Source organism: Myxococcus sp. CA005 (assembly GCF_006518205.1).
Classification (GTDB): Bacteria; Myxococcota; Myxococcia; order Myxococcales; family Myxococcaceae; genus Myxococcus; species Myxococcus xanthus.
Map to the genome: position 1 here is coordinate 12,163 of NZ_SRLV01000038.1, position 25,231 is coordinate 37,393.

20 protein-coding genes are annotated in these 25,231 nt (G+C 70.9%); 10 read left to right on the forward strand and 10 right to left on the reverse strand.

What is annotated here, in order from left to right; all coding sequences use genetic code 11:
* Positions 1 to 48: 48 nt before the first annotated feature.
* Positions 49 to 825: a YdiY family protein gene (locus FMQ63_RS18315; RefSeq protein WP_011550751.1), complete on the forward strand. Its 777-nt coding sequence runs from the start codon at positions 49 to 51 to the stop codon at positions 823 to 825.
* 146 nt (positions 826 to 971) lie between these two features.
* Positions 972 to 1,310 (forward strand): CBS domain-containing protein, encoded by a 339-nt coding sequence (locus FMQ63_RS18320; protein ID WP_171452297.1) that lies wholly within the window; start codon positions 972 to 974, stop codon positions 1,308 to 1,310.
* Between the two features lie 27 nt (positions 1,311 to 1,337).
* On the opposite strand, the gene FMQ63_RS18325 is transcribed toward FMQ63_RS18320, so the two are convergent.
* From FMQ63_RS18325 to FMQ63_RS18335, 3 genes are all read right to left on the reverse strand, one after another.
* A complete protein-coding gene (locus FMQ63_RS18325; RefSeq protein ID WP_011550749.1) occupies positions 1,338 to 3,038 on the reverse strand; it encodes a dihydroxyacetone kinase family protein in 1,701 nt (566 codons plus the stop codon).
* Positions 3,039 to 3,052: 14 nt separating this feature from the next.
* Positions 3,053 to 3,694, reverse strand: a complete 642-nt coding sequence (locus FMQ63_RS18330; RefSeq protein ID WP_011550748.1) for a carbonic anhydrase — start codon at positions 3,692 to 3,694, stop codon at positions 3,053 to 3,055.
* Positions 3,695 to 3,811: 117 nt separating this feature from the next.
* Positions 3,812 to 4,300 carry a gluconokinase gene (locus FMQ63_RS18335; protein ID WP_011550747.1) on the reverse strand — a complete coding sequence of 163 codons (489 nt, stop codon included), beginning with the start codon at positions 4,298 to 4,300 and terminating at the stop codon, positions 3,812 to 3,814.
* Positions 4,301 to 4,469: 169 nt separating this feature from the next.
* Between FMQ63_RS18335 and FMQ63_RS18340 the strand changes: the two genes are divergently transcribed.
* Both FMQ63_RS18340 and FMQ63_RS18345 read left to right on the forward strand, forming a co-directional pair.
* Positions 4,470 to 5,522: a DNA ligase gene (locus tag FMQ63_RS18340; protein ID WP_026114225.1), complete on the forward strand. Its 1,053-nt coding sequence runs from the start codon at positions 4,470 to 4,472 to the stop codon at positions 5,520 to 5,522.
* Positions 5,523 to 5,654: 132 nt separating this feature from the next.
* Positions 5,655 to 7,064, forward strand: a complete 1,410-nt coding sequence (locus tag FMQ63_RS18345; RefSeq protein ID WP_020478280.1) for a serine/threonine-protein kinase — start codon at positions 5,655 to 5,657, stop codon at positions 7,062 to 7,064.
* Between the two features lie 13 nt (positions 7,065 to 7,077).
* Here the strand turns inward: FMQ63_RS18345 and FMQ63_RS18350 are convergent, their stop codons facing one another.
* The 6 genes from FMQ63_RS18350 to FMQ63_RS18375 form a co-directional block, all read right to left on the reverse strand.
* The gene (locus tag FMQ63_RS18350) at positions 7,078 to 9,138 is read right to left on the reverse strand and encodes a neutral/alkaline ceramidase (RefSeq protein WP_011550744.1); all 2,061 of its coding nucleotides are present in this window, start codon (positions 9,136 to 9,138) and stop codon (positions 7,078 to 7,080) included.
* A 144-nt stretch (positions 9,139 to 9,282) separates the two neighbouring features.
* Positions 9,283 to 11,454 (reverse strand): ATP-binding protein, encoded by a 2,172-nt coding sequence (locus FMQ63_RS18355; protein WP_011550743.1) that lies wholly within the window; start codon positions 11,452 to 11,454, stop codon positions 9,283 to 9,285.
* Between the two features lie 161 nt (positions 11,455 to 11,615).
* Positions 11,616 to 12,275, reverse strand: coding sequence for an acyltransferase (locus FMQ63_RS18360; RefSeq protein WP_011550742.1), 660 nt, complete (start codon positions 12,273 to 12,275; stop codon positions 11,616 to 11,618).
* A gap of 12 nt (positions 12,276 to 12,287) precedes the next feature.
* Positions 12,288 to 14,048 (reverse strand): histone deacetylase, encoded by a 1,761-nt coding sequence (locus FMQ63_RS18365; protein WP_011550741.1) that lies wholly within the window; start codon positions 14,046 to 14,048, stop codon positions 12,288 to 12,290.
* Positions 14,049 to 14,178: 130 nt separating this feature from the next.
* Positions 14,179 to 14,907 (reverse strand): phosphatase PAP2 family protein, encoded by a 729-nt coding sequence (locus tag FMQ63_RS18370; RefSeq protein ID WP_171452296.1) that lies wholly within the window; start codon positions 14,905 to 14,907, stop codon positions 14,179 to 14,181.
* Positions 14,908 to 14,964: 57 nt separating this feature from the next.
* Positions 14,965 to 15,204 (reverse strand): hypothetical protein, encoded by a 240-nt coding sequence (locus FMQ63_RS18375; RefSeq protein WP_020478281.1) that lies wholly within the window; start codon positions 15,202 to 15,204, stop codon positions 14,965 to 14,967.
* A gap of 142 nt (positions 15,205 to 15,346) precedes the next feature.
* On the opposite strand from FMQ63_RS18375, the gene FMQ63_RS18380 reads away from it, so the two are divergent.
* From FMQ63_RS18380 to FMQ63_RS18390, 3 genes are all read left to right on the forward strand, one after another.
* The gene (locus FMQ63_RS18380; protein ID WP_011550738.1) at positions 15,347 to 16,762 is read left to right on the forward strand and encodes an NAD-dependent succinate-semialdehyde dehydrogenase; all 1,416 of its coding nucleotides are present in this window, start codon (positions 15,347 to 15,349) and stop codon (positions 16,760 to 16,762) included.
* Between the two features lie 119 nt (positions 16,763 to 16,881).
* Positions 16,882 to 18,561 (forward strand): mechanosensitive ion channel family protein, encoded by a 1,680-nt coding sequence (locus FMQ63_RS18385; protein ID WP_043613003.1) that lies wholly within the window; start codon positions 16,882 to 16,884, stop codon positions 18,559 to 18,561.
* A 76-nt stretch (positions 18,562 to 18,637) separates the two neighbouring features.
* Entirely contained in the window at positions 18,638 to 18,928 is a 291-nt protein-coding gene (locus tag FMQ63_RS18390) for a hypothetical protein (RefSeq protein ID WP_225909723.1), read from the forward strand.
* A gap of 215 nt (positions 18,929 to 19,143) precedes the next feature.
* On the opposite strand, the gene FMQ63_RS18395 is transcribed toward FMQ63_RS18390, so the two are convergent.
* Positions 19,144 to 20,229 (reverse strand): hypothetical protein, encoded by a 1,086-nt coding sequence (locus tag FMQ63_RS18395; protein ID WP_011550735.1) that lies wholly within the window; start codon positions 20,227 to 20,229, stop codon positions 19,144 to 19,146.
* Positions 20,230 to 20,325: 96 nt separating this feature from the next.
* Here FMQ63_RS18395 and FMQ63_RS18400 point away from each other — a divergent pair, with 96 nt between their 5' ends.
* The 3 genes from FMQ63_RS18400 (at position 20,326) to FMQ63_RS38010 (ending at position 25,231) form a co-directional block, all read left to right on the forward strand.
* Positions 20,326 to 23,259: a sigma-54 dependent transcriptional regulator gene (locus tag FMQ63_RS18400; RefSeq protein WP_020478283.1), complete on the forward strand. Its 2,934-nt coding sequence runs from the start codon at positions 20,326 to 20,328 to the stop codon at positions 23,257 to 23,259.
* Positions 23,260 to 23,724: 465 nt separating this feature from the next.
* Positions 23,725 to 24,696, forward strand: a complete 972-nt coding sequence (locus FMQ63_RS18405; protein WP_011550733.1) for a COX15/CtaA family protein — start codon at positions 23,725 to 23,727, stop codon at positions 24,694 to 24,696.
* A gap of 319 nt (positions 24,697 to 25,015) precedes the next feature.
* On the forward strand, positions 25,016 to 25,231 hold the full coding sequence (locus FMQ63_RS38010) for a hypothetical protein (protein WP_225909722.1): 216 nt from the start codon (positions 25,016 to 25,018) through the stop codon (positions 25,229 to 25,231).

Below are 25,231 nucleotides of genomic sequence, written 5' to 3' on the forward strand. Positions count from 1 at the left end.
CGCGCGGACGCCCTTGAAACATGCCGGCCGACGGGGCAGACCCGGGCCATGGCGGGACGGCAATCCAGCAGGTGGGTGCTGCTGCTCGTGTGGCTTCATGCGGCGAGCGCGGCGGCGCAGATCGTCAACGTCCAGGCGCTGTTCGACGAGAACACCGGCCCGGGGCGTTCGGCGGCCGTGGACCTGGGCGCGGACTGGCGCACGGGCAGCACCGACCTCTTCAGCGTGCGCGGCGCCCTGCTGGGCCAGTGGCGCAGCGAGAAGCACACCTGGCTGGCCGTCATCCGGGGGGAGTACGCCTTCGCCGCCAATGAGGTCATCGTCAGCAAGGTGATGGAGCACGTCCGCTACCGCTACGGATTCACGGAGCGGCTCTCCGGCGAGGTGTTCCTCCAACACGAGTTCGACAAGTTCCGCCGCATCCAGTTCCGGGCCCTGCTGGGCGCGGGCCCCCGGGTGAGGGTGCTGACCGACAAACAGGCCACGCTGGTGGTGGGGCTCGCGCTGATGCTGGAGCACGAGCGCATCCGCCGGGATTCCGAACCGGATGCCGGGGAGTTCCGCACCGACCCGCGCCTGTCCAGCTACGTGCTGGGGCGGCTGGAGTTCATGGAGAACGTCTTCCTGGTGCAGACGCTCTACGCCCAGCCCCGCGTGACGAACCCCGCCGACATCCGCCTGCTCAACGACACCATCTTCGAGGTGAAGCCCAACGAACGCCTCTCGGTGGGCATCGGCTTCAACCTCACCTTCGACAACTCCCCGCCCCTGGGCGTCCCCAAGCTCGACACCCAGTTGCGGACCTCGGTGGGCATCCGGCTGTAGCCGCCTTCGTCCCACGAAGTGGGCCACCCAGGCGACAGCAGCCAGCCCTCGCCTGCCTCCCCGCCCATGCCGGGCGACGCCCCGGTTGTTGGCAACTGTCTTGCTACGGTGCCTCGCAGGGCAACAACAGGGTGGCGAGGCCGGCGATGACGGAGCTGTACGTGGAGCGCGAGGACACGGTGGCGAAGGCAGTGACGCTCTTCCCCAAGGACACGGTGGTGAGGGCACTGTCACTGATGCAGCGGTATGGCCTGAGCCGGCTGCCGGTGGTGGACGACGTGCACGGCGAGCTCATCGGCGACGTGACGGCCGACGACCTCACCCGGGTCTGGCAGCACGCGCCGCTGGCCTGTATGTCGGAAATTCTTTCACTGAAATCCCTGCGGGTTGAAGACCTGGAGGACGCCACCCGTTGGGGGCCGCGCCTCACCCTGGTCTCCCCCCTGGTGGACGTGTACCAGACCAGCAAACGCTGGGTGCAGTAGGCCGGAAGGCCCGAATCCCGACGGCGCTCAGCCGATGCCAGGCGTGAGCGCCTTCATCCACACCACCACGGCCGCGGCGCCCGCGTCCGGCACACCGACGGCGCGCGCACCCAGGTAGCTGGCGCGTCCCAGGCGCGGCTGCATCCGGGACGTCGCCTCCTCTCCCGCCTCGGCCGCGTGCACCGCCGAGGCCCAGGCCTCGCGAGCCCCCTGCCCGCAACGCACCGCCTTCGCGAAGGCGTCGGCGGCGGGCCGGAGTGCATCGAGCATGGTGCGGTCCCCAGGCCGCGCGCCGCCCAGCTCCGATACGGCGGTGACGGCGAGGTCGAAGGCCTCGGCCCATGCGGCGGCATCCACGGGCCCTTCCGCCAGCCTGCGCGCGGCGCGCAGCAGCGCCGTCGCGTAGAAGGGCCCCGAGCTGCCGCCAATGCTGCGCCGCAAGGCATTGCCAATGGCCGTCAGCGCACGCGCGGGGCTCGTCCACGCGTCCTCCGGAAGAGCGCGAATCGCCTCGGCGCCACGCACCAGACTGAGGCCCAGGTCACCGTCGCCCGCGGCGCTATCGAGCGCGGTCAGCCGGGGCTCCGACTGCTCGAATGCGTCCGCCACCCGCAAGGCGGCCTTCCGGAAGCGGTCCATCCCCGGTTGCGGCGCCTCCGCCGGAAGCGATGCTGGAGACGCCGTGGACGAAGGCCGGTACACCCCCGGCTCCTTCGGCAGCCGTCCCGCGCCGGGCCACGCGGGCGCATCCACCGCCGCATCCAGGCGGGCCAGCCGCGCGTCGTCCACCTTCAGCAGCGTCAACGAGCAGCCGGGCATCTCCAGCGCGGAGAGGAACGTCCCGCTCCACGCGCGCTCCACGCGGATGCCGCCCTGACGCAGAGCGGCCAGTGCGCGCCGGGCGACGATGGCCAGCTCCATGGGCGGCGTGCCGCCCAATCCGTTGACCACCAGCACCACCCTGTCTCCCGAGGTGATGCGCCGGTCCTCGACGATGGTGGTGAGCAGCGTGTCCACCAGGCTGTCCGCCGTCTGCATCGGCACGCGCCGCACGCCCTGCTCGCCGTGGATGCCCAGGCCCAGCTCGATTTCGTCCTCCTCCAGCGTGAAGCCCGGCTTGCCCGCCGCGGGCACGGTGCAGGGCCCCAGGGCCACGCCCATGGTGCCCAGCACCTCCGCCGCCGCGGTGGCCTCGCGGAGGACGTCCTGGAGCGCCGCGCCCGCCTCGGCCGCCGCGCCCGCGACCTTGTGGACCAGCACCGTGCCAGCGATGCCCCGGCGCCGCGCGGGCTCCACCGTGTCGTGCAGGGACACGTCGTCCGCCACCACCACCGTCTCCACGGGGATGCCCTCGGCGCGCGCCAGCTCGGCGGCGAGCCCGAAGTTGAGCCGGTCCCCGGTGTAGTTCTTCACGACGAGCAGCGCGCCCGCGGGCCCCGCGACGGCGCGGATGGCGGCCAGCACGGCATCGGTGCTGGGCGAGGTGAAGACGTCACCGGCCACCGCCGCGTCCAGCATGCCCGCGCCCACGTAGCCCGCGTGCGCCGGCTCATGGCCGCTGCCGCCACCGGAGATGACAGCCACCTTGCGCGCGCGGACGTCGGAAGGCGTGTCGGCGCGGAGCACCACCGACTCCCCGTCCAGCAGCACCTGCCCGGGGGCGAGCGAGACCAACCCCTCCAGCATCTCCCGCACCACCGCGCGAGGGGCGTTGACCAGCTTCTTCATGAACGTGTCCTCTCTCAGACGCCGTTGAAGAAATCGACAGCGCCCGTCTCCAGCGAGTACTCGGCGCCGACGATGAGCATGCCTTCCTCGCGGCACAGACGCTCCAGCAGGCGGCTGCCATGGCGGAGATTGTCGCAGGAGTTGCGGATGTTGGCGCGGACGGACTCCTTCATCAGGAACTCCGGGTCCGCCTTCGGCCCGGCGGCGCTCACCACCGTCGCCACCGGCTCGCGGCAGCGCTCCACGATGTCGCGGATGTTCTCGGACGCCTCGCTCTTGCCGTCACGCAGGTAGTCCAGCGTGGCCTGGATGGCGCCGCAGTGCGAATGCCCCATCACCACCGCCAGGCGCGTGCCGAACTTCGCCGCCGCGAACTCCACACTGCCCACCAGCGACGGCGCGACGACGTTGCCCGCCACGCGGATGACGAACAGGTCCCCCAACCCCTGGTCGAAGATGTACTCCGACGGCGCGCGCGAGTCCGAACACGAGAGGATGATGGCGAAGGGACTCTGCCCCGCCACCAGCGCCTGCCGGGCGGAGCGGCCGAGCGGGTTCTCCATGTTGCGCGCGTTCAGGACGAACCGCTGATTGCCCTCCCGAAGGCGCGCAAGGGCATCCTGGGCGGAGATGGGTGGCGTCGAAGCGGTGGGCATTGCGCGGGTCCTCGAGGGTGGGTGAATCAGAAAGGTGGCAACCCAACCGAGCGCTATACACCAGCCGGGTGACCAAGGAACGAGCTGTCCTCCTGCTTCGACGCGGGAGTTCAGCCGTCAGACACCCAGCTCGTCACGGATGTGCTTCACGATGTCCGCTGGCGGCGGCGTCACGTCCACGCTGAGCGCGCGCGAGGGCAGCTCCATGGCCGCCATCTGACTCTCCAGCAGGGACGCGGGCATGAAGTGGCCCTGGCGCTGCGACATCCGGCGAGCGAGCACCTCATGCGGCGCGTGCAGGAACACCCACCTCACGTGTGCGGGGTCCAGCTCCTCCAGCAGCGTGCGGTAGGCCTGCTTGAGGCCGGAGAACGCCATCACCACGTCCTCGCCCTGCGCCAACGCCCGCGCCACTTCATCGCGCAGCTTGCGCAGCCAGGGGGCGCGGTCCTCGTCCGTCAGCGGCGCGCCCGCGGCCATCTTCATCACGTTGGAGCGCGGGTGCAGGTCATCCGCGTCGATGAAGCGCCAGCCCAGCTCGGCCGCCAGGGTGCGGCCCACCGTCGTCTTCCCCGCTCCAGATACCCCCATGATGATGACGACCATTGACGCGACTCCTCCTGGTTCCAGGGCCCACTCCCCATCGTGGGGTGCCCAACGGCCTCGCGCCACCCCATCCGAGGCGGAATGCCCACCGCATCACGTCCTGAAACGTCGGCCCCGGGGGGTATGCTTCATCCCATCGCCGCTCCGGATGCGGCACGGAGGGTCGGTCATGGCGGACATCGCGGACGGGGAGCAGGTCTCGGTTCAGGGCTCGGGTTCCAAGCCCTACATCCTCAAGAACACCGGCGGTGTGTATTCGTGTTCATGCCCCGCCTGGCGCAACCAGTCGGTGGCCATCGAGCGGCGCACCTGCAAGCACCTGCGCCGCGTGCGCGGAGACGCCGCGGAGGACGCGCGCATCGGCGGTGACGGGTCCGGCGCTCCCGCGGTCCCCGCGCGTCCGACGAGGAGCACGTCGGCCAGCGACGACACCAAGGCCCCACCCCTGCTGCTGGCCCAGTCGTGGGAGAACGACGTGGACCTCACCGGCTGGTGGATGAGCGAGAAGCTGGACGGCGTGCGCGCGTACTGGGACGGGAAGCAGTTCTGGTCGCGGCTGGGCAACGCGTTCCTCGCGCCGGAGTGGTTCACCGCGGGGCTGCCGGACTTCCCGCTCGACGGTGAGCTGTTCGGCGGGCGCAAGCGCTTCCAGCGCACGGTGAGCATCGTCCGCCGGCAGGACCGCAGCGACGATTGGAAGGAGCTGGCCTTCGTCGCCTTCGACGCGCCCGGCGTGGAAGGCACCTTCGAGGCGCGGCTGGAGCGCTGCCGGCAGTGGATGGAGGAGGCGAAGCCCGCGTATGCGCAGTGGCACGCCCACGCGCGCTGTGACGGCACGCCGCACCTGCGCACGGAGCTGGCGCGCGTGGAGTCGCTGGGTGGAGAAGGCCTCATGCTGCGCCAGCCCGGGTCGCGCTACGAGGCGGGCCGCTCCCACACGCTGCTCAAGGTGAAGAGCTTCAAGGACGACGAAGCGCGCGTGGTGGGACACGTGGCTGGCGCGGGCCGCCACAAGGGCCGCCTGGGCGCGCTGGAGGTGGAGCTGCGTAACGGCACGCGCTTCAGCGTGGGCACGGGCCTGTCGGACGCGGAGCGCGCATCGCCGCCACCCGTGGGTGCCATCATCACCTTCCGCTACCAGGAGCTGTCCAACGACGGCGTGCCACGCTTCCCGTCGTACGTGGGTGTGCGCGTCGACGCCGCCCCCTTCGCCGCGAGCTGAGGCCAGCCGTCCCACGGCAGGAGTCACCGGTCCGCTGGTCGACGGAGCGGCGCCACAGTGCCACCTGACAGACGGTGCGTGCCCGGGGTGATGCGCGCCCGGGCGCCGCCCTGGTGTCTGCTTCAGGGAACCATGCACTGCGAGCTCTGTCTGACCGAGCATCCCTACGATGTGGCGTGTGGCGGCGAGCCCTGGACGCAGGTGTACCTGTCCACGGGCGACGCGGAAGCCCCTCCCGCGGACCTCACGGGCCAGACGTTGGGAAGTTACCGGCTGGTCCGCCGGCTGGGCGCGGGAGGGATGGGCACCGTCTACCTGGGCGAGCAGACGCGCATTGGCGCACGGGTGGCGGTGAAGGTGCTGCACCCCCACCTGGGCCGGGACGAAAGCCTGCGCGCGCGCTTCTACGCGGAGGCACGCACGGTCAACGTGGTGGGCCATCCGAACATCGTCCACATCTTCGACATCAACGAGGCGCCCGGCGGCATCCACTACTTCGTCATGGAGTACCTGGAAGGCGTGCCCATGTCGCACCTGCCCCGGCCCATGGTGCCCGCGACGTTGGTGTCGCTGCTGGCGCAGGCGTGTGACGCGCTGGACGCGGCGCACCGGTGCGGCGTGGTGCACCGGGACTTGAAGCCGGACAACCTCTTCGTGGTGCGGCACGCAGGCGAGCCGCCGTCGCTGCGCGTGCTGGACTTCGGCGTGGCCAAGGCGCGCCGGCCCCACCCGGGTGAGGATGAAACGGCGGCGGGCATCGTCCTGGGCACGCCGGCGTACATGGCGCCCGAGCAGTCCGCGGGGCAGCCGGTGGACGGACGCGCGGACATCTACGCGCTGGCGGTGACGGCCTATTACCTGTCCACGGGGCAGCTTCCCTTCGAGCGGGGGCAGATGGTGGAGCTGGCGCTGGGCACGGGCCCGGTGGGCGCGCCGCCGCCGCACCTGCTGGTGCCCGGGGTTCCGCCCGCATTGTCGGAGGTGCTGCTGCGCGCGCTGTCGCGCCGCTGCGAGGACCGCTACGCCACCGCGCTGGAGTTCAAGGAGGCCCTGCTGCTGGCCGCCGCCCAGCCGCTGGCGGACGCCCTGTCACCCCAGACGCCGCCGCCACGCAGCCACACGCCGGTGCCGTCCCTGGCGTGGCTGGATACGGAGGACCCGGCGACGGAGCCCAACGCGCTCACCCCACCCCTGACGTGGGTGGCGCGGGTGCGGCGCCGCTCCGGCGCGGGCGACGTGGAGGTGCTGTGCACGGAGTTGAGCCGGGGTGGGCTCTTCATGTGCTGCGCGGACCCCTTCCCGCGCCTGTTCAACCGGCTGGAGTTCACCCTGCTGCTGGCCGGCGAGTTGGTGGAGTGCGCGGGCGAGGTGGTGCGTCACGTGGACGCCGCCCAGGCGCAGACGTGGGGCATGTTGTCCACGGGCGTGGGCGTGCAGTTCATCAACCCATCCGCCCGGCTGTGCGAGCTCATCCGCCGCGTGCAGCCCCACCGGCTGACCACACCCGCGTCCACGTTGATGCGCGCGGAGGTGGTGCTGTGACGCGGGCCGCGCGTCACTTCACCGTGAAGGTCCGTGAGGCACCGGAGTAGGGCCGCACATTGCCGTCCCAGCCCGACTTCCAGTTGCCTTCGTGGACGAGCCGGTACGTGCCCGGCACCGTGTCGTCGGGGATGCCCCACGTCACGGTGACGTGGGAGCACGCCAACGTGGGCACGCAGTTCTCGCGCCGCCACTGGTAGCGCGTGGCCGGGTCCGCGTCGGTGGCCACGTCCGTCCAGGTGCCGTCCGGCTCGCGCCGCTGCACGCGCAGGAAGGTGCCCTCCAGGCGCAGGTCATTCTTGGGATGCCCGCCCCAGAAGGTGGCGCTCGCCGTGTCGCCGCGCGAGTACGTGGGCCGCGCGTCGGTGACGACCTCGCCGAAGTCCACCCACAAGAGCTTGTCGTCGAACACCACGCCGGGTTGCAGGCTGAGCTGCTCCTTGCGCAGGTCCCTGGGCGTGGGCCCGGGAGGCACACCGGCGCCGTCCCGCAGCGACGTGGCCAGCAGGTGGAAGTTCTGTTGGAGGGCCGCGAGCGTCCACGGGCCGAAGTGCGTGGAAGCACCTTCGTAGTCCTGACGCGCGTACTCCTCGCGGGTGGCCACGTAGCCCGAATAGGCATTGGACAGGCCCGCGATGACGACGTCCGTCACGCCCGCGGGCGCCAGCGCCGTCTCCACGGTGTCGCGCAGGCGGCGTCCGGCCATGGTCGTCAGCTCGAAGGGCACCGCCACCAGCGCCAGGTTGCCGATGGTGACCAGTTGCAGGGGCAGCACCTCCGGCGTCCACGGGAAGGGCCGCATGCTGCCCATCTCCAGGACGATGGGCTTCTCCGCCTGACACGGCGTGGTGGCGAGCGAGCAACTGAACTGCCCCCAGGCATTCTGGCCGGCGGCGCAAGTGACGCCCTCCACGCCGACGCCCGGCCCGTCCTCCGCCCCTGCCAGCATGGACACGCCGATGGCGGCCGGGCAGGTGGTTCGCGGCGCCCCGTCCGCGAAGGCTGGCGCCACGTCCACCGCGTCCATCTTCACGTAGACGTGCCGGTAGTCCACGCCGCCCGTGAGCGGCGTCTTCGCCTCCGCCCACAGCTTCGCGGCGAAGTCGTACTGCTTGCGACCGGAGAGGTCCGTGTCCTCGAAGTCATTGGCACCGCCGCCGTGGGTGCCTCCCAGGATGTTGGGCGTCACGTCGCCCTCGTTCGCGTTGGCGAATGCGGCGACGAACGTGTCCCCGGCCCCCTGCGCCTGCTCGGCGAGGTACGAGGCCAGGCCCTTGTTGTCGCCACTGATGAGCGTGTTGCCGTTGCCCATGGACGTGGCGTGCACCGCGAACCAGTTGATGAGCCCCATGTCGGTGCCATCCGCACGAGTGAGGCGCAGCAGCGTCATCCGCGTGTCCACGTCGTGCGCGTAGCGGGCGCGCTCCTCGGCCGGGTTGAGCAGGTAGGCGTTGGGGGAGCGGTTGCGGCTGGCCCCGAACAACTCCCCCGACGACAGGCGCAGCGTGCCCTCGGCGAGCCGCTCATGCGCCCGAACGATGGAGGCGACGATGCCGGAGACGATGGCCTCGAAGTTCTGCGGCGAGAAGCCCAGCGTGGTGAGGTTGTAGAGGGTGTAGTGCGAATAGCCCCCGGGCCCGGAGTGGGTGTGGGTGGCGCTCAGCAGCACGTTGTCGTCGGTGTACAGGTCGCCATAACGCGCGCGCAGCCGCTCCACGACCTGCTGCTTCACCGCCTGGAACACCATGCCCAGGTCCGCGCTGACGAAGGCCACCCGCTTACCATTGCAGGGCGAGGCGATGACGAACGCGCGCGAGTGCAGCCGCTGGTGGATGCCGGTGGTCTGCTGTTCCAGCATGCCGTAGCCCATCATCCCCACCTCGGCGGCGGGGCCGGTGATGTCGGCGCTGCCCGCGCCCAGCAGGAAGTCCCGCGCGTCTTCGCACGCGCCCGTCAGGCCGGACGCGGAGGACTCCGGATGAGGGGAGGTCCGCCAGGGCTGGCTGGCCGCCTGGGCGCCCGTCGCAAGCACGAGCGAAAGCGCCAGCAGATGCCGGACGAAGTGGGTGCGCATGGCCTGCCTCCAAGGCGCCAGGGGACATCCCCTGGGGTGGAAGTGGATAACGCTTCAGGGCGGGCGCGCAGTACCGGAAGAACGAGCCGTCGAGAGGGCTACAGTCCGCGCGAGGGCCGGAGGTGACACCGGCCGTCTCAGCGCTCACGCGCCCGGCCGGTTCGCCGGGGCCTTGGGCGGCGCGGCGCTGAGCGCCACGCGGAAGGTGGTGCCGGCCCCTATCGACGACTCCACGGAGATGTGGCCGCCCAGCGCCGTCACAATCGTGTCACAGATGGACAGCCCCAGGCCGGTGCCCAGGCCGGAGGACTTGGTGGTGAAGAAGGGGTCGAAGATGCGGCGCAGGTGCTCCGGGGGGATGCCCTGGCCCGTGTCGCTCACCACCACCATCACCCGGCCGCCCACCTCCGTGCGGGTGGTGAGGCGAATTTCGTTCGCCTCCGAATCGCCCTCTTCGATGGCGTGCGCGGCGTTGATGAGGAGGTTGAGGAACACCTGGAACAGCTTGCCCTCGTTGCCACGGACGAACGGCACCTCACCGTAGTCCTTCACCAGCCGGGCGCGGGCGCGCACCACGCTGGCGGCCATCTGCGTCACGGATTCGAGCACCGCGTGGACGTCCACCGACTCTTCCTTGCCGTCCTCCACGCGGGAGAAGACGCGCAGTTGGCGGACAATCTGGCGCATGCGCTCGGCACCCTCACGGGCGTCGTCGAGCACCTGCCGCAGCTCCACCATGTCCTCCGGGGAGAGCATCCGTGGACGCACGCCGCCCACGGCGCTGTGGAGGAAGTCCAGGTTGGACAGCACGTAGGCCAGGGGGTTGTTGAGCTCGTGGGCGATGCCGGCGGCCAGGAGGCCCATGGAGGCCATGCGGTCGGTCAGCATGAGCTGCGCCTGGGTGCGCTTGCGCTCGGTGAAGTCGCGCGCCACGGTGATGCGCGCGGGCGAGCCGTCCAGCACCACGGCCAGCGTCACCAGGTCCGCCACCACCACCTCGCCGTCGCTGCGCACCAGCGGCATCTCCACCACGCGCGCCGCGCTCTTGCCCTCCAGCGCCTGGCTCAGGTGGAGCTGCGCGGCCCCCCGGTCCTCGGGGCGGACCAGGTCCAGCATGTGGCGGCCCACCAACTCCGAGGCGTCGCGGAAGCCCAGGTACTGCACCAGCGCCGGGTTGACGGAGAGCAGCACGCCGTCGCCCACGTGCACCAGCACCGGGTCCGGGAAGGCCTCGATGAGCAGGTGGACGCCGGCCTCGGTGCGCCGCAGCGTCGTCTCCGTGCGCATGCGCAGCGCGTTGGCCGTGCGCTGCTCCAGCGCCAGGGACAGCGCGCCCGCCGCGCCCGACAACAGGTTCACCTCGATGGGGCCCCAGGACTCGGGTTCGCGGCAGTTGTCGAAGCCGATGACGCCGAAGAGCTGCCCGTGGACGTGCATGGGCAGCAGCAGCACGGAGCGGACGCCCTGCGCCTCCAGCATGGGCGCCAGCAGCTCCGAGAAGTCTCGCGGCTGGCCCTGCACCGGCTCGCCGCGCTGCAACTGTTCGGACTGATGGGGCCGCAGGGCCGCGTCGAAGGGCAGGCCGTGCATGTTGGGGTCCTCCAGGTTGGGAGGAATCCCCGGCGCGCACCACTCCGCGCGCTGCGACGCCAGCAGCGTGCCGTCCTCGGCGAAGTGCATCTCGAAGACGTAGACGCGGCTGGCGGCGGACACGTGGCCCAACGGCTCGACGACGGCGCCGTACAGGTCGTCCGGCAAATCGTGCCCCATCATCCGCCGCTGCACCTGCACCATGGCGTCCAGGTAGCGCTCGCGGGTGGTGACGGCCTCCTCCGCCGTGCGTCGCGACGTCACGTCCAGGAGCGTCCCCATCACCTCGCCCGGCACGGTGGCCAGGGCCCGGGCGGACAGCTCCACCCAACGGACGCCATGGCCGCCGCCCGTGTCCACGCGTACTTCCTGGCGCGAAACGGGGATGCCGGGCGTGTACGCCAGCAACGCCTGGGCGCGCTCGCGGTCCTCCGGGTGGATGGCCTCCAAGAGCGCGCGGCCCCGCCACGCGGACACGGGCGTCCCGGTGAGCCGCTCCCAGGCACCGCCCAGCACCGCGAGCCGCCCCTGCGCGTCGAGCTGGAACACCACCTCGTGCAGCAGCTCGGACAGGTGCCGGAAGCGCTCGGACTCCACCTGGCTCCCAGCGTGTGACGCCTGCGACTTCATGGGGGGGAGCAGGTCACACGCCATGTCGGCGGGAGCCGTCCCTGAAGCCTTCCCGGGAGCGTCCATGACCGCCGCGTCCCGTTGCTCGTCTGCCACGTGCTGGCCTCCCTAGCGCCTCATCGGAGAGGGGCTGGAGCCCTGACAGCACCTACGGCTGCCGGGAACGATTCCAGACCCTGCGGTTCCCCTCCCGTGGCGACGTCGACCCGAAGCATATTGGGTCTCAATAACCGGAAGTCAATGAAGGCGGGAGAAGTTCACGCTCCGTCTTCGGGCTCCCATCCACCCGGAGCACCTGAGCGGGGCCGCTGCCGCCGGTCCCCTACGACGCGGGCCGGCACGCCTGCGACAATGGCCCACGCCGGCACATCCCGGGTGACGACGGCCCCCATGGCCACCACGGCGTGGTCCCCCACGGAGACACCGTCCGTGATGCCGGCATTGGCCCCCACCCACACGTCCGCGCCGATGACGAGCCCCCGCGAGGTGACGGGTTGCTCGCGCACGGGCCGGTCCGGGGCAATGCCGTGGTCGAAGGCGTAGAGGGTAGCGCCGGTGGCGATGCGGGTGCCCTCACCGATGCGGATGCCCGCGGAGCCGCCGTCCAGGCTCGCCCGGGCGTTGATGCTCACCCGGGGTCCGAGTGTCACGGGGCCGTGGAGGAAGACATCCGCGGCGATGCTGCACCCGGGGCCGATGGAGACGGTGCGTCCGGGCTCGGCGAAGATGCGCGCCTCCGGGGCGATGAAGCACCCCTCCGCGATTTCCACCGTCTCCAGTTCGCGCAGCAGCGCCTGCACCTCGCGCTGCCATGCGTCCGCCCATTCGCGGTGGCGGGGCTTGAGGACGAAGTAGAGCCACGGCATCCAGGAGAGCCGGCGCTTGTGCTGCTCACGGCGAAGCGCGTCCAGGTCCACGCCCCTTCCCTATCATGCTCCGGTGGCCAGCCGGGCGGGTTCCCAGGTGAAGCGGCAGCGCTCGCGCTCCCGGGCAATGGCCTCCAAGTCTCCGGCCTCGGGCTCCAGGCGCGACACCATGTCGTTCGCCTCCCATGCGTAGGGCTGACCGTTGAGCAGGACGTGGCCGTCCACCACCGCCTGGGAGACCTCCAGGAGGGGCAGCTGCCCCAGGTCGCGCAGCAGCGCCTCGAAGCGCCCCTGCCGCGCCGGGTCGAGGAAACGGAAGCGCGAGCGCGCCAGCACCGCCAGGTGGAACCACATGGGACGGAAGGCCACGCCCGCCAGGACGAGGCGCCGGGCCATCACGAGCAGCATCTCCGTCGCCTCGCGCGCCAGGCCCAGGCCCGGCACGTCCTGGCCGGGGAGCCGCGAGCGCCCCTCGCTGAAGCGGGCGCGCGGGTGGCGCAGGCTGAGCCAGTTGACGAAGAGGAAGGGCTCCCCCGCCAGCACGCGGCGCTCCACGACACAGTCCACCAGCTGGTGCTCCTGGCCCGCGGCGCAGCCGTGCACCTCCATCCGGTCCCCCTCTCCCACGGAGCCCACCTCCACGCGCAGCCGGCTGTAGCCGAGCCGCTCCACGTAGGAGAGGATTCCGTAGCGGAAGAAGGCGTACTCGAGCGCCTGCGCCGTGTAGTAGCCGAGGATGCGCGGCTGGCGCGGGCCGCCGCTCAGGCCGAGGGCACCCTCCAGGTCCTCCTGGGTGATGGGCTCGTCCAGCGGCGTCGCGCCCTCGCGCGTCAGTGAGCGGGCGATGCGCCGATACCGCGCGCTCAGCGGGTCATAACGCGCCTTGATGCGGCGACGGCCCTGACCCGCGAGGACGAGCACGGTGCCCGCGAACACCTTCCACGCGTCGCGGTGATAGCCCCCGCCTGGAAGCCAGACGCTGGGGATGCCACGCAGGGCGCGCGCCAGGGCCCGGTCCCTGCGACGGGCGCCGTCCAGGGACAGGCCCACGCGGCCGAAGCGGTCTCCCGCGAGCACGTCGCTGCCCGCGATGACGAAGGCCACGTCCGGCCGGGGCATGCGCTCCAGGAGTCCGTCGAGCAGGGCCAGATACGTCCTGTCGTCCGTGTCCTCGGGGACGCGCGTCTCATCCACTTCGGGCGACAACGCGCCCCAGTCGCTACCGGACAGCGAGCCAATCCAGGCCCGCTTCTGTCCCGCCAGACACTCCGCCGTGCCATCCGGCGGGTGGGCATCCAGGTCGAGCACCACGGCCTGTCCGTCGAAGCCATCCGCGTGGAGGGCGGCGAGCGCTATCGCGATGTCATTCACCGCGCAGAAACCGCCGCCGCGCGCCGGACCGGCGTGGTGGAAGCCGCCCGCCATGTTCACCACCGGGCCCTTGCGCGCCACCGCGAGCCGCGCCGCGCCCAGCGTGCCGCCGCACACCCGCCGCAGGTTGGACAGCAGCGCGTCCACCGGCACGTCGGCGGGGTCGGTGGCGAAGATGCGCGCCAGCGTCTCCGGCTGGCCGAGCGACTCCAGGTAGGCGGCGTCATGCACGCGCGACAGCTCGGCGAGGCTCACCGGCTGCGGGTGGTGCACGTCCTGGGTGCGCAGCGCGCGGGCCTCCAGGAGATACCAGGTGGTGAAGTCCACGCCGCGCGGCTCGATGCCCGCGGAGGACTCGATGCCGGTGAGGGGCAGCCGGTAGGACTCGTCGTAGAAGGCGGGCACCGGCGCGCCGCCCCAACGCCATCGCGACAGCCAGTCCCGCAGGCTCATGGGCCCATGTCTCTCACGGCGCCAGGTCTGGGACCAGGGTCCCACAGGACGCCCAGGCACCACGGCAGCTTGGAGCTTCGCGCAGTGAACGGCGCCATGGGGTGGACGGCATGACGCGGCCCGCCGCGCGTCACTCCACCGGGCGCCGGGCCTCCGCGCGCAGCGCAGGGCTCCGCCGGCGGAGCGTCCGCGCACAGACCGCCATGAGCAGCGCCCACGCCAGTCCGGCCACCCAGCCGCCCAACACGTCCGTGGGGTAGTGCACGCCCAGGTAGACGCGCGTCAGCCCCACGAGGAACGACAGCAGCAGCGCCACGGTGAGGACGTAGAGCTTGAGTCGCTTGCGCTCGGCGAGCTGCGCCAGCAGTGCGCCCAGCGTGAGGTACACGGTGGCCGACAGCATGGCGTGCCCACTGGGGAAGCTCTGGCTGACCACCTCGGTGAGGTGCGGCACCACGGATGGCCGAGGCCGGGCGAAGAACTGCTTCAGCAAGACATTGAGGCCCGCGCCCCCCAGCGTCGCGCCCAGCACGAGCAGCAGCGTCCGGTAACGCCTCACCAGCAGGAGGAAGCCACACACCGCCAGGGTGGCGAGCGTCAGCACGGGAATGCCGCCCAGCGCCGTCACGTCCTCCGCCGTGCGCCGCAGCCACCAGGGTCCGCGAGGCTGCGCCGGGTCCTCGGGGTTGCGCAGCGCCAACAGCATGCGTTCATCGAGCTGCTGCGTCTCGCCCTCGGCCACCTCGTCCGACAGGGCGATGAAGCCCAGACAGCAGACCAGCACCAGCAACAGCAGCCCCAATGGCCGCGTCACCGCCACGTCCCATCCCGACATCCACTGCCAGAGCCTCCGCCACATGGCGGTGACTGTATGCACTCCGGCGTCCGGCGGGACGTCTCCCGCGCGGAGCGTTGGCTATCCGGGAAGACGGATGCGGTCGCTGCCCGCGCTGCCGAAGGCCGCGCCGAGGACGCAGAAGAAGTGCAGGACGAAGCCCGGGATGAAGAAGAACCAGTAGCCGGCCCCCACCATCAGGAACCACAGGACGGCGCGCAGGAACTGGCCTTTGTAGAGCTGTCCCAGGCCGGGAATGACCAAGGACAGCACCCCGGCGATGAGGAAGTTGAAGCGGCGCTCGCGGATGATGTCGGCCATGGCAGTCTCCAGTCCTGACCCCCATATAAAGGAGGGGCCGGGGCCGCGAAAGCCCTGGAGTGAACGGCCGGACGCTCGGACCACGAGCGGCACGGTCTCCCCGCGCCCGGCTGCTATCAGAGGGCCCCAAGGAGGCACTTCCATGGCCATTTCCACCATCGACCCGGCGACCGGCAAGACGCTGCGCACCTTCACGCCCCTCTCCGCCGAGGAACTGGAGGCGAAGCTCCAGACCGCCGCCGACACGTTCCGCACCTACCGCGAGACGACCTTCGCAGACCGCGTCACCTGGCTGCGGCGCGCGGCCGACCTGCTGGAGGCCGAGGCCGACCGCTACGGCCGCATCATGACGCAGGAGATGGGCAAGCCCATCGACGCCGCCAAGGCCGAGGCGAAGAAGTGCGCCACGGCCTGCCGCTACTACGTGGACAAGGGCGAGTCCCTCCTGCGCGACAGGCTCGTCGACATGGGCACCGGCCGCGCCTTCGTGCGCTACCAGCCCCTGGGGCCCGTGCTGGCCATCATGCCGTGGAACTTCCCCTTCTGGCAGGTGGTCCGCTTCGCCGCGCCCGCGCTGATGGCGGGGAACGTGGGCCTGCTCAAGCACGCCCACAACGTGCCCCAGTGCGCACTGGCCCTGGAGGAACTCTTCCTTCAGGCGGGCTTCCCACGCGGCGCCTTCCAGACGCTGCTCATCGAGACAGCCGACGTCCATCGCGTCATCGAGGACCGCCGCGTGCGCGCGGTGACGCTCACCGGCAGCGAGGGCGCGGGCCGAGCCGTGGGCGCCGCCGCGGGCAAGGCCATCAAGAAGGTGGTGCTGGAGCTGGGCGGCAGTGACCCGTTCATCGTCATGCCCAGCGCGGACATGGAGAAGGCGGTGGAGACGGCGGTGTCCGCGCGCCTCATCAACAACGGCCAGTCCTGCATCGCCGCCAAGCGCTTCATCGTCGCCGACGCCATCTACCCCGAGTTCGAGCGCCGCTTCGTGGAGCGGATGAAGCGCGTCACGGTGGGCGACCCCATGGATGCGAAGACGGACCTGGGTCCCCTGGCGACGCGCGGCATCCTCGACGGGCTCCATGCCCAGGTGGAGGCGAGCGTGAAGGCCGGCGCGAGGCTGCTCCTGGGCGGCAAGCCCCTGGAGGGTCCGGGGAACTTCTACCCGGCCACCGTCCTGGCCGAGCCCCCGCCCCAGGCCCCCGCCTTCCACGACGAGCTCTTCGGCCCCGTGGCCACGCTGCTGCGCGCGCGTGACGTGGACCACGCCCTGGAGCTGGCCAACGCGACGCCGTTCGGCCTGGGCGCCAGCGTGTGGACACAAGACGAAGCCGAGCAGCGGCGTTTCATCGACGGCATCGACGCGGGCATGGTGTTCGTCAACGCGCTTGTGGCATCGGACGCCAGGCTTCCGTTTGGCGGCGTGAAGCACTCCGGCCACGGGCGCGAGTTGGCGGACGTGGGCATCCACGAGTTCGTCAACATCAAGTCCGTCCGCATCGCCGCGGCGGAGGAGACGAAGCAGCAGCCTCCGCCCCGCGGCACCATCAGCGAGTAGACGGCCCTTCAGCGGAACGGCCGGGGCGTTGCCTCACCGCGCCCCACTCGCATGAGCCGCCCCTGACGGAAGCGCAGATCCGCGAGAACGCGCCGTTTTGCATGATATGCAACCATTGCATGGAGATCTTCCGTCTCGCGGATACTGTTGAGTTGAATAACGCATGGCTTGTCGGCCTGAGCGTGACACTGATGCTGCTCGCGCTCTGGGCCCTTCTGGTGGCCTCCAGTGCGCTGCTGTATCAGGGCATCCGGCTGGTGGGCCTGAAGGTGCTGGAGCAGGCGGCAGACGCCCTTCGCAAGCGCGCCCGGCTGAGCGCCGCCCTCCTGTCCTTCGTGGTGGTGGTCGCCGGCATCGCGGTGCTGGGCTTTTCCCTGTGGGCGAAGAAAGACCTGGCCCCCCACTTCAATGCCTTGCTTGGGGGGGTGACAGCGGAAGGGCTGGCGGATGTGGGGCGCGGAGCAGGGCTGCTGGTGCTGTTGATGGCGGCCTTCCTGGCGCTGGAACGCGCGGCGAGCCAGCTCCTGGTGCGGGTCGAACGCAGGTTGAACGAATGGCAGTTGCCCCCGGAGCACAGGGCACATGCCCAGAAGGCGATGGAGCAGGGGCCCGGCTTCATCAAGCTGCTGCTGGCCTACTTCGCGGTGGGCCTGGCGCTCGCCTCGCTGCAACTCCCGGCCGTGCTCGACTGGCTCATTGGCACCACCCTCTTCGTGCTGCTGGCCATCAGCGGCGGGCGGCTGGCGGTGTCCCTGCTGCACCTGGCGTCAGAGCGGCTGGTCGGGACCTGGGCGGCGAAGAGCACGGCCACGAAGTACGAGGAGTACTTCCTGGCCCTCGGCCGGCTGCTCCCGGTGGGGCAGAAGAGCCTGGAGGCCATCGTCTACATCTCGGTGGCGACGCTCGTCATCCGCCGGTTCCAGGGCCTGGAGTTCTTTGCGCCCTACGGGCCGGTGCTCATCCGCGTCATCGCCCTGTTCTTCGCCGCCAGCGTCGTCGTGGAGTTCGTCCGGCTGCTCATCGCGCGGGCATTCAAGGTGGACGGCTCCAACCTGGATGACGCGGCCCGGCGGCGCAACACCTTCGTCTCCCTCATCCAAAGCGCATCCAAGTACCTGGTCTACTTCCTGGTGGGGATGATGGTGCTCAGCGACCTTGGCGTGGACCCCACCCCCATCCTCGCTGGCGCCGGCATCGTCGGCCTCACCGTGGGTCTGGGCTCGCAGGCCATCGTCACGGACATGGTCAACGGCGTCTTCCTGCTCTTCGAGGACCAGATACTGAACGGTGACTACATCCGCATCAACGATACAGAGGGCGTGGTGGAGGAGATAACGCCTCGCATCACCCGCATTCGCGACCGCTTCGGGCGCCTTCACATCCTCCGCAATGGCGAGGTCAAGAATGTCATCAACTACAGCCGCGGCTGGACGCTGGCCATCGTGGACATGGCCGTGGCCTACGAAAGCGACCTGAAGAAGGTGATGGATGTGATTCGCCAGGTGTGCGAGCAGGTGCCCATGCTGTCGCAGGGGAAGGTGTCCGAAATCCCCAAGCTTCTGGGTATCGAGAGCATGGACGAGAGCTGGATGACCATGCGCATCGAAGCCAAGGTGCAGCCAGGGACACACTTCGACGTGAAGCGGCTTCTCAACCGGCTGCTGATCGAGGCCTTCACCGCCAATGGCCTGGAATTCCCCTACCCCAAGGGGGTGGAATACGAGGGGGGCCCGTTGCTTCCCGCCACCTCCGAGGCACCGCAGGAGGAGCCCCAGGCGCTCGCCGCCTCACACCGGTAACGATAGAGGTGCCTCCCCAGGATTCGAGTTGCTTCGTCTTCAGCTGCAATCCCTCTCACCCCATGGAGTCCGTCCCATGAAGAAGGCTTTCCTCATCGCCCTGTCCCTATCCCTGCCCGCGTTCGCCTCGTCCGACTTCGATTCGGAGGACCTGTCGGTGGACGTGGACCCGGAGGAGCTCGTGAGCCAGGAGGCCGCCGACGCCAGCCGACCGCCGCTGCTCCAGTTCTGCTGGAACCTCCACTACACGTCGTGCTCCGGCCCGGGTACGACGCAGCAGTGTACGGATGGCATCTGGTCCGACTACGTCTGCACCTGCCGCACCCTGGGCACGCGCAACGTCTGGGTCTGCCCCGAGGTCCGCTGAGTGCCGGGGGCGAGGACTGGGCCTGACATTCCCGCCCCTGTCGCAGTCCATCCTCACACCTGATTCTCGCATCCGGCACGGGTCCATCCGCGAGGCAATGCTCATGACCTGCGTCGCCACCGGGGCCGACCGTCCCCCTCGCCAACCGCGAACCGCGTCCCACGTGGACGCGCTGGACAGCCCCCCGGCGTGGCCCACGCCCCAACGCCAAACTTCTACCGCGTCCGCGTCCGGCCACCACCGCCGGGCGCGGCGTGAACCTCCTCCAGCGCCTGCGCCACCGCTTCCACTTCCGCACCGAGCTGCTCCACGCTCTGCCGCAGCCCCAGCCCGGCGATGTCCTCTCCCACAGTGTCCGCCGAGCGCACCCGCAGCACCTGCGCGTAGAGGCTCTCCAGGGTGTAGTAGAGGCGCATGTGCTCCGCCTCGAGCCGCGCCGCCGCGATGGCCAGCTCCGCGCGCTGACGCCGCTGCGACTCCAGCGCGGCCAGCGCTCCGGCCAGCCGCTCCCGAACCACCGCGTCCTCTTCCGAAGCCACCCGCGCGGCCAGCGCGTCCCGCTCGGCGTCCAGCCGCTGGGTCTCAGCGGGTGGCGCCAGCGCCCGCAGCTCCCGCTCACGGCGCACCAGTGCATGACAGCCCTGTCGCAGGGCCTCCACCGTGCGCTCCGGCGCATGCACCAGTTCGCGCAGCACCGCGGGCCCCTCGCCCAGGGCCTCCATCAGCCGGGCGCAGAGGGCGTCCACCTTCGCCACCCGGGCGTCCGCCTCCCCCTCCGAGACACCCACGGGCTCCCGCTCCGGCACTCCAGCGTCGCGCGCGCGGCCCTCGTCACGCCGAGGACGCTCCAGGTGCTTCAGCGAGGCCAGGAAGAAGCCCAGGGCCACGAAGACCAGCCACCACAGCCGGCGGGGCTGTGCCAGGGCAATCAACACGCACGTTATCGACGCGGTGACGTAGGCGGCGCCCCGCGCGGGGTTGCGAGAGCGGTTGGACAGCACCTCCCGTTCGGCGCGGCGTGCGGCGCGCTTCGCCTCCCGCCGCCACTGCTTCTCCCACTTCCGGCGAATCTTCCGGGGCGGCATCTGCCCGGTGCGGCGCACCCAGGCCTCCACCGCCGCGTCCTCACGCGCACGGCCCTCCGAAAGCGCGTCTTCCAACCTGAGCAGGCGTTCATGTTGGATGCGGGAAGGTGGGGAAACCGGAGGCTGGGAACGTCCACGAGGCACGAGGTGACGATAACGACGACACGCCCCCTCAGGGAGGGGAAGCGCACCATTCGTCGCCTGCTGCATATGCACGGTGCAACAAGCGGAAATGCTCAACCGTTTGCATTCGCCCTGGGAAACTCCGTAGAGAATGTGCGCTGGCGGGGGGCGAAAAAGGGGGCAGGTGCCGTGGAGTTACCGGAGGCGAAGGGGGAGAGCGCCGGGTGGGAACCCGAGACCATCCGCGCCCTGCGAGGTGAGCAGAGCCGCGCGGCGTTTGCTCGCCTGCTGGGCGTCACCCCTCTCACCGTCTACCGCTGGGAGCTGCCGAGCGAAGCCCCCCAGGCCCGCCGTCCACGAGGCCGCGTGGCCGTGGCGCTCCGCCAGCTCGCCGCGCGAGGCGGGGCCCCCACGCCCGTCGTCTCCGCGCCCCGGCGGCAGGAGCTGCATCCCGAGGAGCTGGCCCGCATCCTCCCCAGCGTCACCCACCTGACGCGGGCCGAGTGGCGAGCCGCCGAAGAGGAGCTGCTGTCACTGCTGGCGTCGGGCCTGCTGCGCACCCCGGGCGCGCGGGCCATGGCCGCGGTGGGACTTGCCTATCTCCAGCGCTGGGGCCGCGAGGACAGCCGGGGCGCCTTCACCACGCTGCTGCCCCACCTGGCGTTCGCGGACGCCGGCATCTTTCCCGAAGAGGTGGAGCTGCGCGTGCTCGCCATGGCGGCCAACCTCTACGCGTCACCGGACGGGAAGCTGTTCGACGCGAACAAGTCCGCCGCGTACGTGGCGCGCGCGGAAGCGCTGCTGGCCAACCACGACGACCCGGAGGTGCGCTGCCAACTGCGCATGGCCGAGGTCGCCTGCGGCTTCTACCTGGGCGAGGCGGAGCGCATCACCCACGGGTCCGGACGGCTGGAGGATGCGCTCGTGAGGGTGAAGGACCCGGCCCTGCGACTGCTCGCCGAGGACGCCAGCGCCCACGAGGCGGCCCTGCGCGGCGAGGCCACCCTGGCCACGCGCCGCTTCCGCGAGGTGGCGCAGGGCGCGGCGCGGATGGGCTACGCCTTCCTGGAGGCGCGCAACCTGGCCTTCCTGGCTCAACGCCGGTTGGACGAGGCCTGCGAGCCGTCCGAGGCGCTGCAGATGGTGCGCCGCGCGCGGGAGGCCGCGTATGGCGGGCGAATGGTGCGCGGCTTCTCCTTCATCTTCGCCGCGCGCGCGGAGGCCGAGGCCCTGCTGCGGCTGGCGCGCTTCGCGGAAGCCGAGGCCGTGCTGGATGAAGCGGACGCGGTGGTGGAGGAGCTGCGCTGGACGCCGCTGTACCTGACGGTGACGCGCGCGCGGCTGTACCTGCTCAGCGGGCGCTACCCGGGACTGCGCAAGCTGGCGCGGCAGCTGACGGCCTACGACGGCACCATCCAGCGGGCCCTCACCGGGGCCTATGCCCAGTTCGCGGAGTCGCTGGCCGACCTCGCCGAGGGCAACACGCATCGCGCGGCGGAGGGCTTCGCCGCGGCCGGGCAGCGCACCATGGAGCTGGGCGGCTGGCCCTACCTGCGCCGCGAATGCCTGCTGTACGAGACGTATGCGCGCGTCTACGCCTGCCAGCGCGACGAGGGCCTGGTGCTGCTGCGGCGGGCGCGCGCCTTCCTGGAGCGCATGCCATCCGCGTGGCACTCCGCCCTGCTCCACCGCTTCGAGGCCCTGCTGCACGTCCTGGACGGGCGCACCGCCGAGGCCCGGTCGCTGCTGGAGGCCGCGCTGGGCACCTTCAGCCTCACCGGCGACCTGTGCATGGCCGTCTACACGCGCCACCTGCTCGCGTTGCTGGCGCGGATGGAGGGCGACCCCGCCGCCGGTGAGCTGCTGGCCGCCAGCGAGGCGGAGCTGCACCGCGTGGGCATGGTGGTGCACCCGCAGCACTTCGTGCACTACGTCGCCCGCGAGCCCCACGCCACCGCCCGCGAAGCCGAGGGCGCCCCCCGCCTGGGCGCGGAGGCCCTGGTGGTGCCCTTCGAGCGGCTGTCGGTGCGCGGTATGGGCGCGCCCCTCATCCAGCGCGAGCTGCTGGCCGTGGTGGAGGGGCTCTTCCCCCACTGCGCGCCCCGGCTGGAGGAGCTGGACTCGCAGGGCCGCGCCACGCCGCTGGGCGGCGACACCACCGTGCCCGCCACCGAGGCCGTGGAGTTCGGGGATGGCTGTGGCCGGCGGCTCCGCCTGGGTGTCGCGGGCCACCTGCCTCCGGACGGCCGCGCGCTGCTGACGGCGCTGTCCCGGCTGGGCGGCTTCGCGCTGGAGGTCGCCACCCTGCGCGGCTTCGCCCAGGTGGACGTGTCCGCGCTCGCCAGTGATGACACGGACGTGCGGGACGCGGACGTGCCGGGCTTCATCGCCGCCTCGTCCGCCATGCGGCGGCTTCGCTCGGAGCTGGCGAGCCTGTCCTCCAGCCGCGCCACCGTCATCGTCACCGGCGAGTCCGGCTCCGGCAAGGAGGTGGTGGCGCGGGCGCTGCACGCCTTGTCCGCGCGCTCGCAGCGGCCTTACGTGGCCTTCAACTGCGCCGCGGTGCCCCGGGACCTCTTCGAAGGGCAGCTCTTCGGCTACCGGCGCGGCGCATACACCGGCGCGGCCACGGACCACCCCGGCGTCATCCGCGCCGCGCACGGCGGCACGCTCTTCCTGGACGAGATTGGCGAGCTCCCCCTGGAGGTGCAGCCCAAGCTGCTGCGCTTCCTGGAGAACGGCGAAGTCTTCCCGCTGGGAGAGATGCGGCCAGTGGAGGTGGACGTCCGGGTGGTGGCGGCCACGCACCGGGATTTGGGCCAGCTCGTGCGGGAGGGCCGCTTCCGCGAGGACCTCTATTACCGCCTCCAGGTGGTGCCGGTGCGCGTGCCCCCGCTGCGCGAGCGGCGCGAGGACGTGGTGGCGCTGGCCCGGCACTTCGTCCGGCAGCTCACGCCCGAGGGCATGGAGCCGCCGCAACTGGGGCCGGATGCCATCGCCGCGCTGATGTCACACCCGTGGCCCGGCAACGTGCGCGAGCTGCGCAACGTGATTGAGCGGTCCATGGCCTACGGGCCGTTCCCCGCGGTGCTGGGCGCGGAGCAGATGCGCATCGCGGGCTGAAGCCAGAGGAGTGGCCTCAGCCCGCGATGCGCTCCACCCTGTTTCCCCACACCCCTGTGGGAAGCGGCTCCAGAGGTGCGTGCGTCCACGCCTCTGGAAGAACACACCCACGGGTCGAAGAGGGGGGAAACTCCAACCCGGGGTGCCGAGACCACCGAAGCGGCCTCATGCGAAAGATGTGTGTCTCCAGCGCCCACCGCGGCACCGGATGCACTGTGGGAGGTGTTAAGCACCCGGCGTGCCAGTGCCCGGGAGGCGGATTGACTCAAATGGAAATCATCCGCGCGCCCGGACAGGGGGCGGGCATATCCAATGGATGCAGGGCAGCATCCATCTGAATCATTCCGGATACACTGGATGTCCAGCCGGCCCGACAGCCGAGCAGCCGCGCTGATGGCCGGGGTGAGCACCCAAGAGACGTGTGGGACAGCGGCGGGGGGTGGAAGTGGGTTAAGGGGGAGCGTGATGACCCACGCTGCCTCGTCCCGCCGGTTCCAGGCCTTCAGCCTGGGGGTGCTTGCCTTCACGCTGGTCGTGATTCTGTGGGGCGCCTTCGTGCGCGCCACGGGCTCGGGTGCCGGCTGTGGAGACCACTGGCCGGTGTGCAACGGCGAGGTCATCCCCCGGGCCCCCAGCGTCCAGACGCTCATCGAATACACGCACCGGCTGACGAGCGGCCTGGCGATGATTCTGGCGGTGGCGCTCTACGTCTGGGCCCGGAAGGGGCACGCCAAGGGCCACCCGGTGCGGAGCGCGGCGGCCTGGGCCCTGTTCTTCATGATGACGGAGGCGCTCGTCGGCGCGGGCATCGTGCTGCTGAAGTACGTGGCGGACAACGCCTCCGTGGGCCGGGCCCTGTGGATGGGCGTGCACCTGGTGAACACCTTCCTGCTGGTGGGTGCGCAGACGCTGGTCATCTGGTTCTCCCGGGGACGCGCCCCCCTGAGCCTGCGGGGACAGGGGCTGCCGGGCGCGCTGATGGGCCTGAGCATCCTGGGGCTGTTGGTGCTGGGCGTGAGTGGCGCCATCGCGGCGCTGGGGGACACCCTGTTCCCGTCCACCACGCTGGCGGAGGGCTTGCGCCAGGATATTTCGGAGACGGCACACATCCTCATCAAGCTGCGGGTGCTGCACCCGCTGCTGGCGGTGAGCGTGGGCGCGTTCCTGGTGCTGGCGTCGCGGTGGGTGGCGCGGGTGCGGCCATCGGAGGACGTGCGACGCGCGGCGTCCGCCATCACCGTGCTCTACGCGGTGCAGTTGGGCGCGGGCGTCACCAACCTGCTGCTGCTGGCGCCGGTGTGGATGCAGTTGGTGCACCTGCTGCTGGCGGACTTCGTGTGGATGGCGGTCGTGGTGCTGTGCGCGGCGGGCCTGGCGGCGGATGCGCCCAGGGTGGTGGCTGAAGCCTCGCCCGCTTCGAGCGCCGAGCCCGTCTGACGGCGTTCGCCGTTATCGGACGCAAGGACGGAGGGCGGCGCCCCGCCCCGAAGTACTCAGCCAGGGTGATACGCGCAGGGTGACGAACCCGATACATGTGGCAGTCATGTCCAATCGGAACACCCGTCTTTCCCTTGCGTACGCGCTCGCGGCACTTGCACTGGGATGCTCCAGCAGCGCCACCGGCATCTCCAGCCGTCGCGACATGGCCCCTCAAGACGCGTACGCTCAAGCCGCCTGTCTGGACAGCGCGACATGTTGCATTCAGCGATTCGGCCCGGATGCGTGTGGCCTCTCCGCCACCGAAGCCGCTGTGCTCATGGCAGGCTCCCAGGTCGCGGCGGAGGCCGACGCGCCGGACGTCGATGACGCCCACAACACCAACCTGCCCGAGTGGAAGCGCCGCTGCATCGCGACCTACTGCGAGTGCAAGGACGACGACTGGCAGGGCTCCTGCTACGCCTGCTTCCGCTACTGCGAGGGCCAGCAGGAATGGCCCATCAACAAGTGCCGCCCCCGCCGGGGCAAGAGGTAA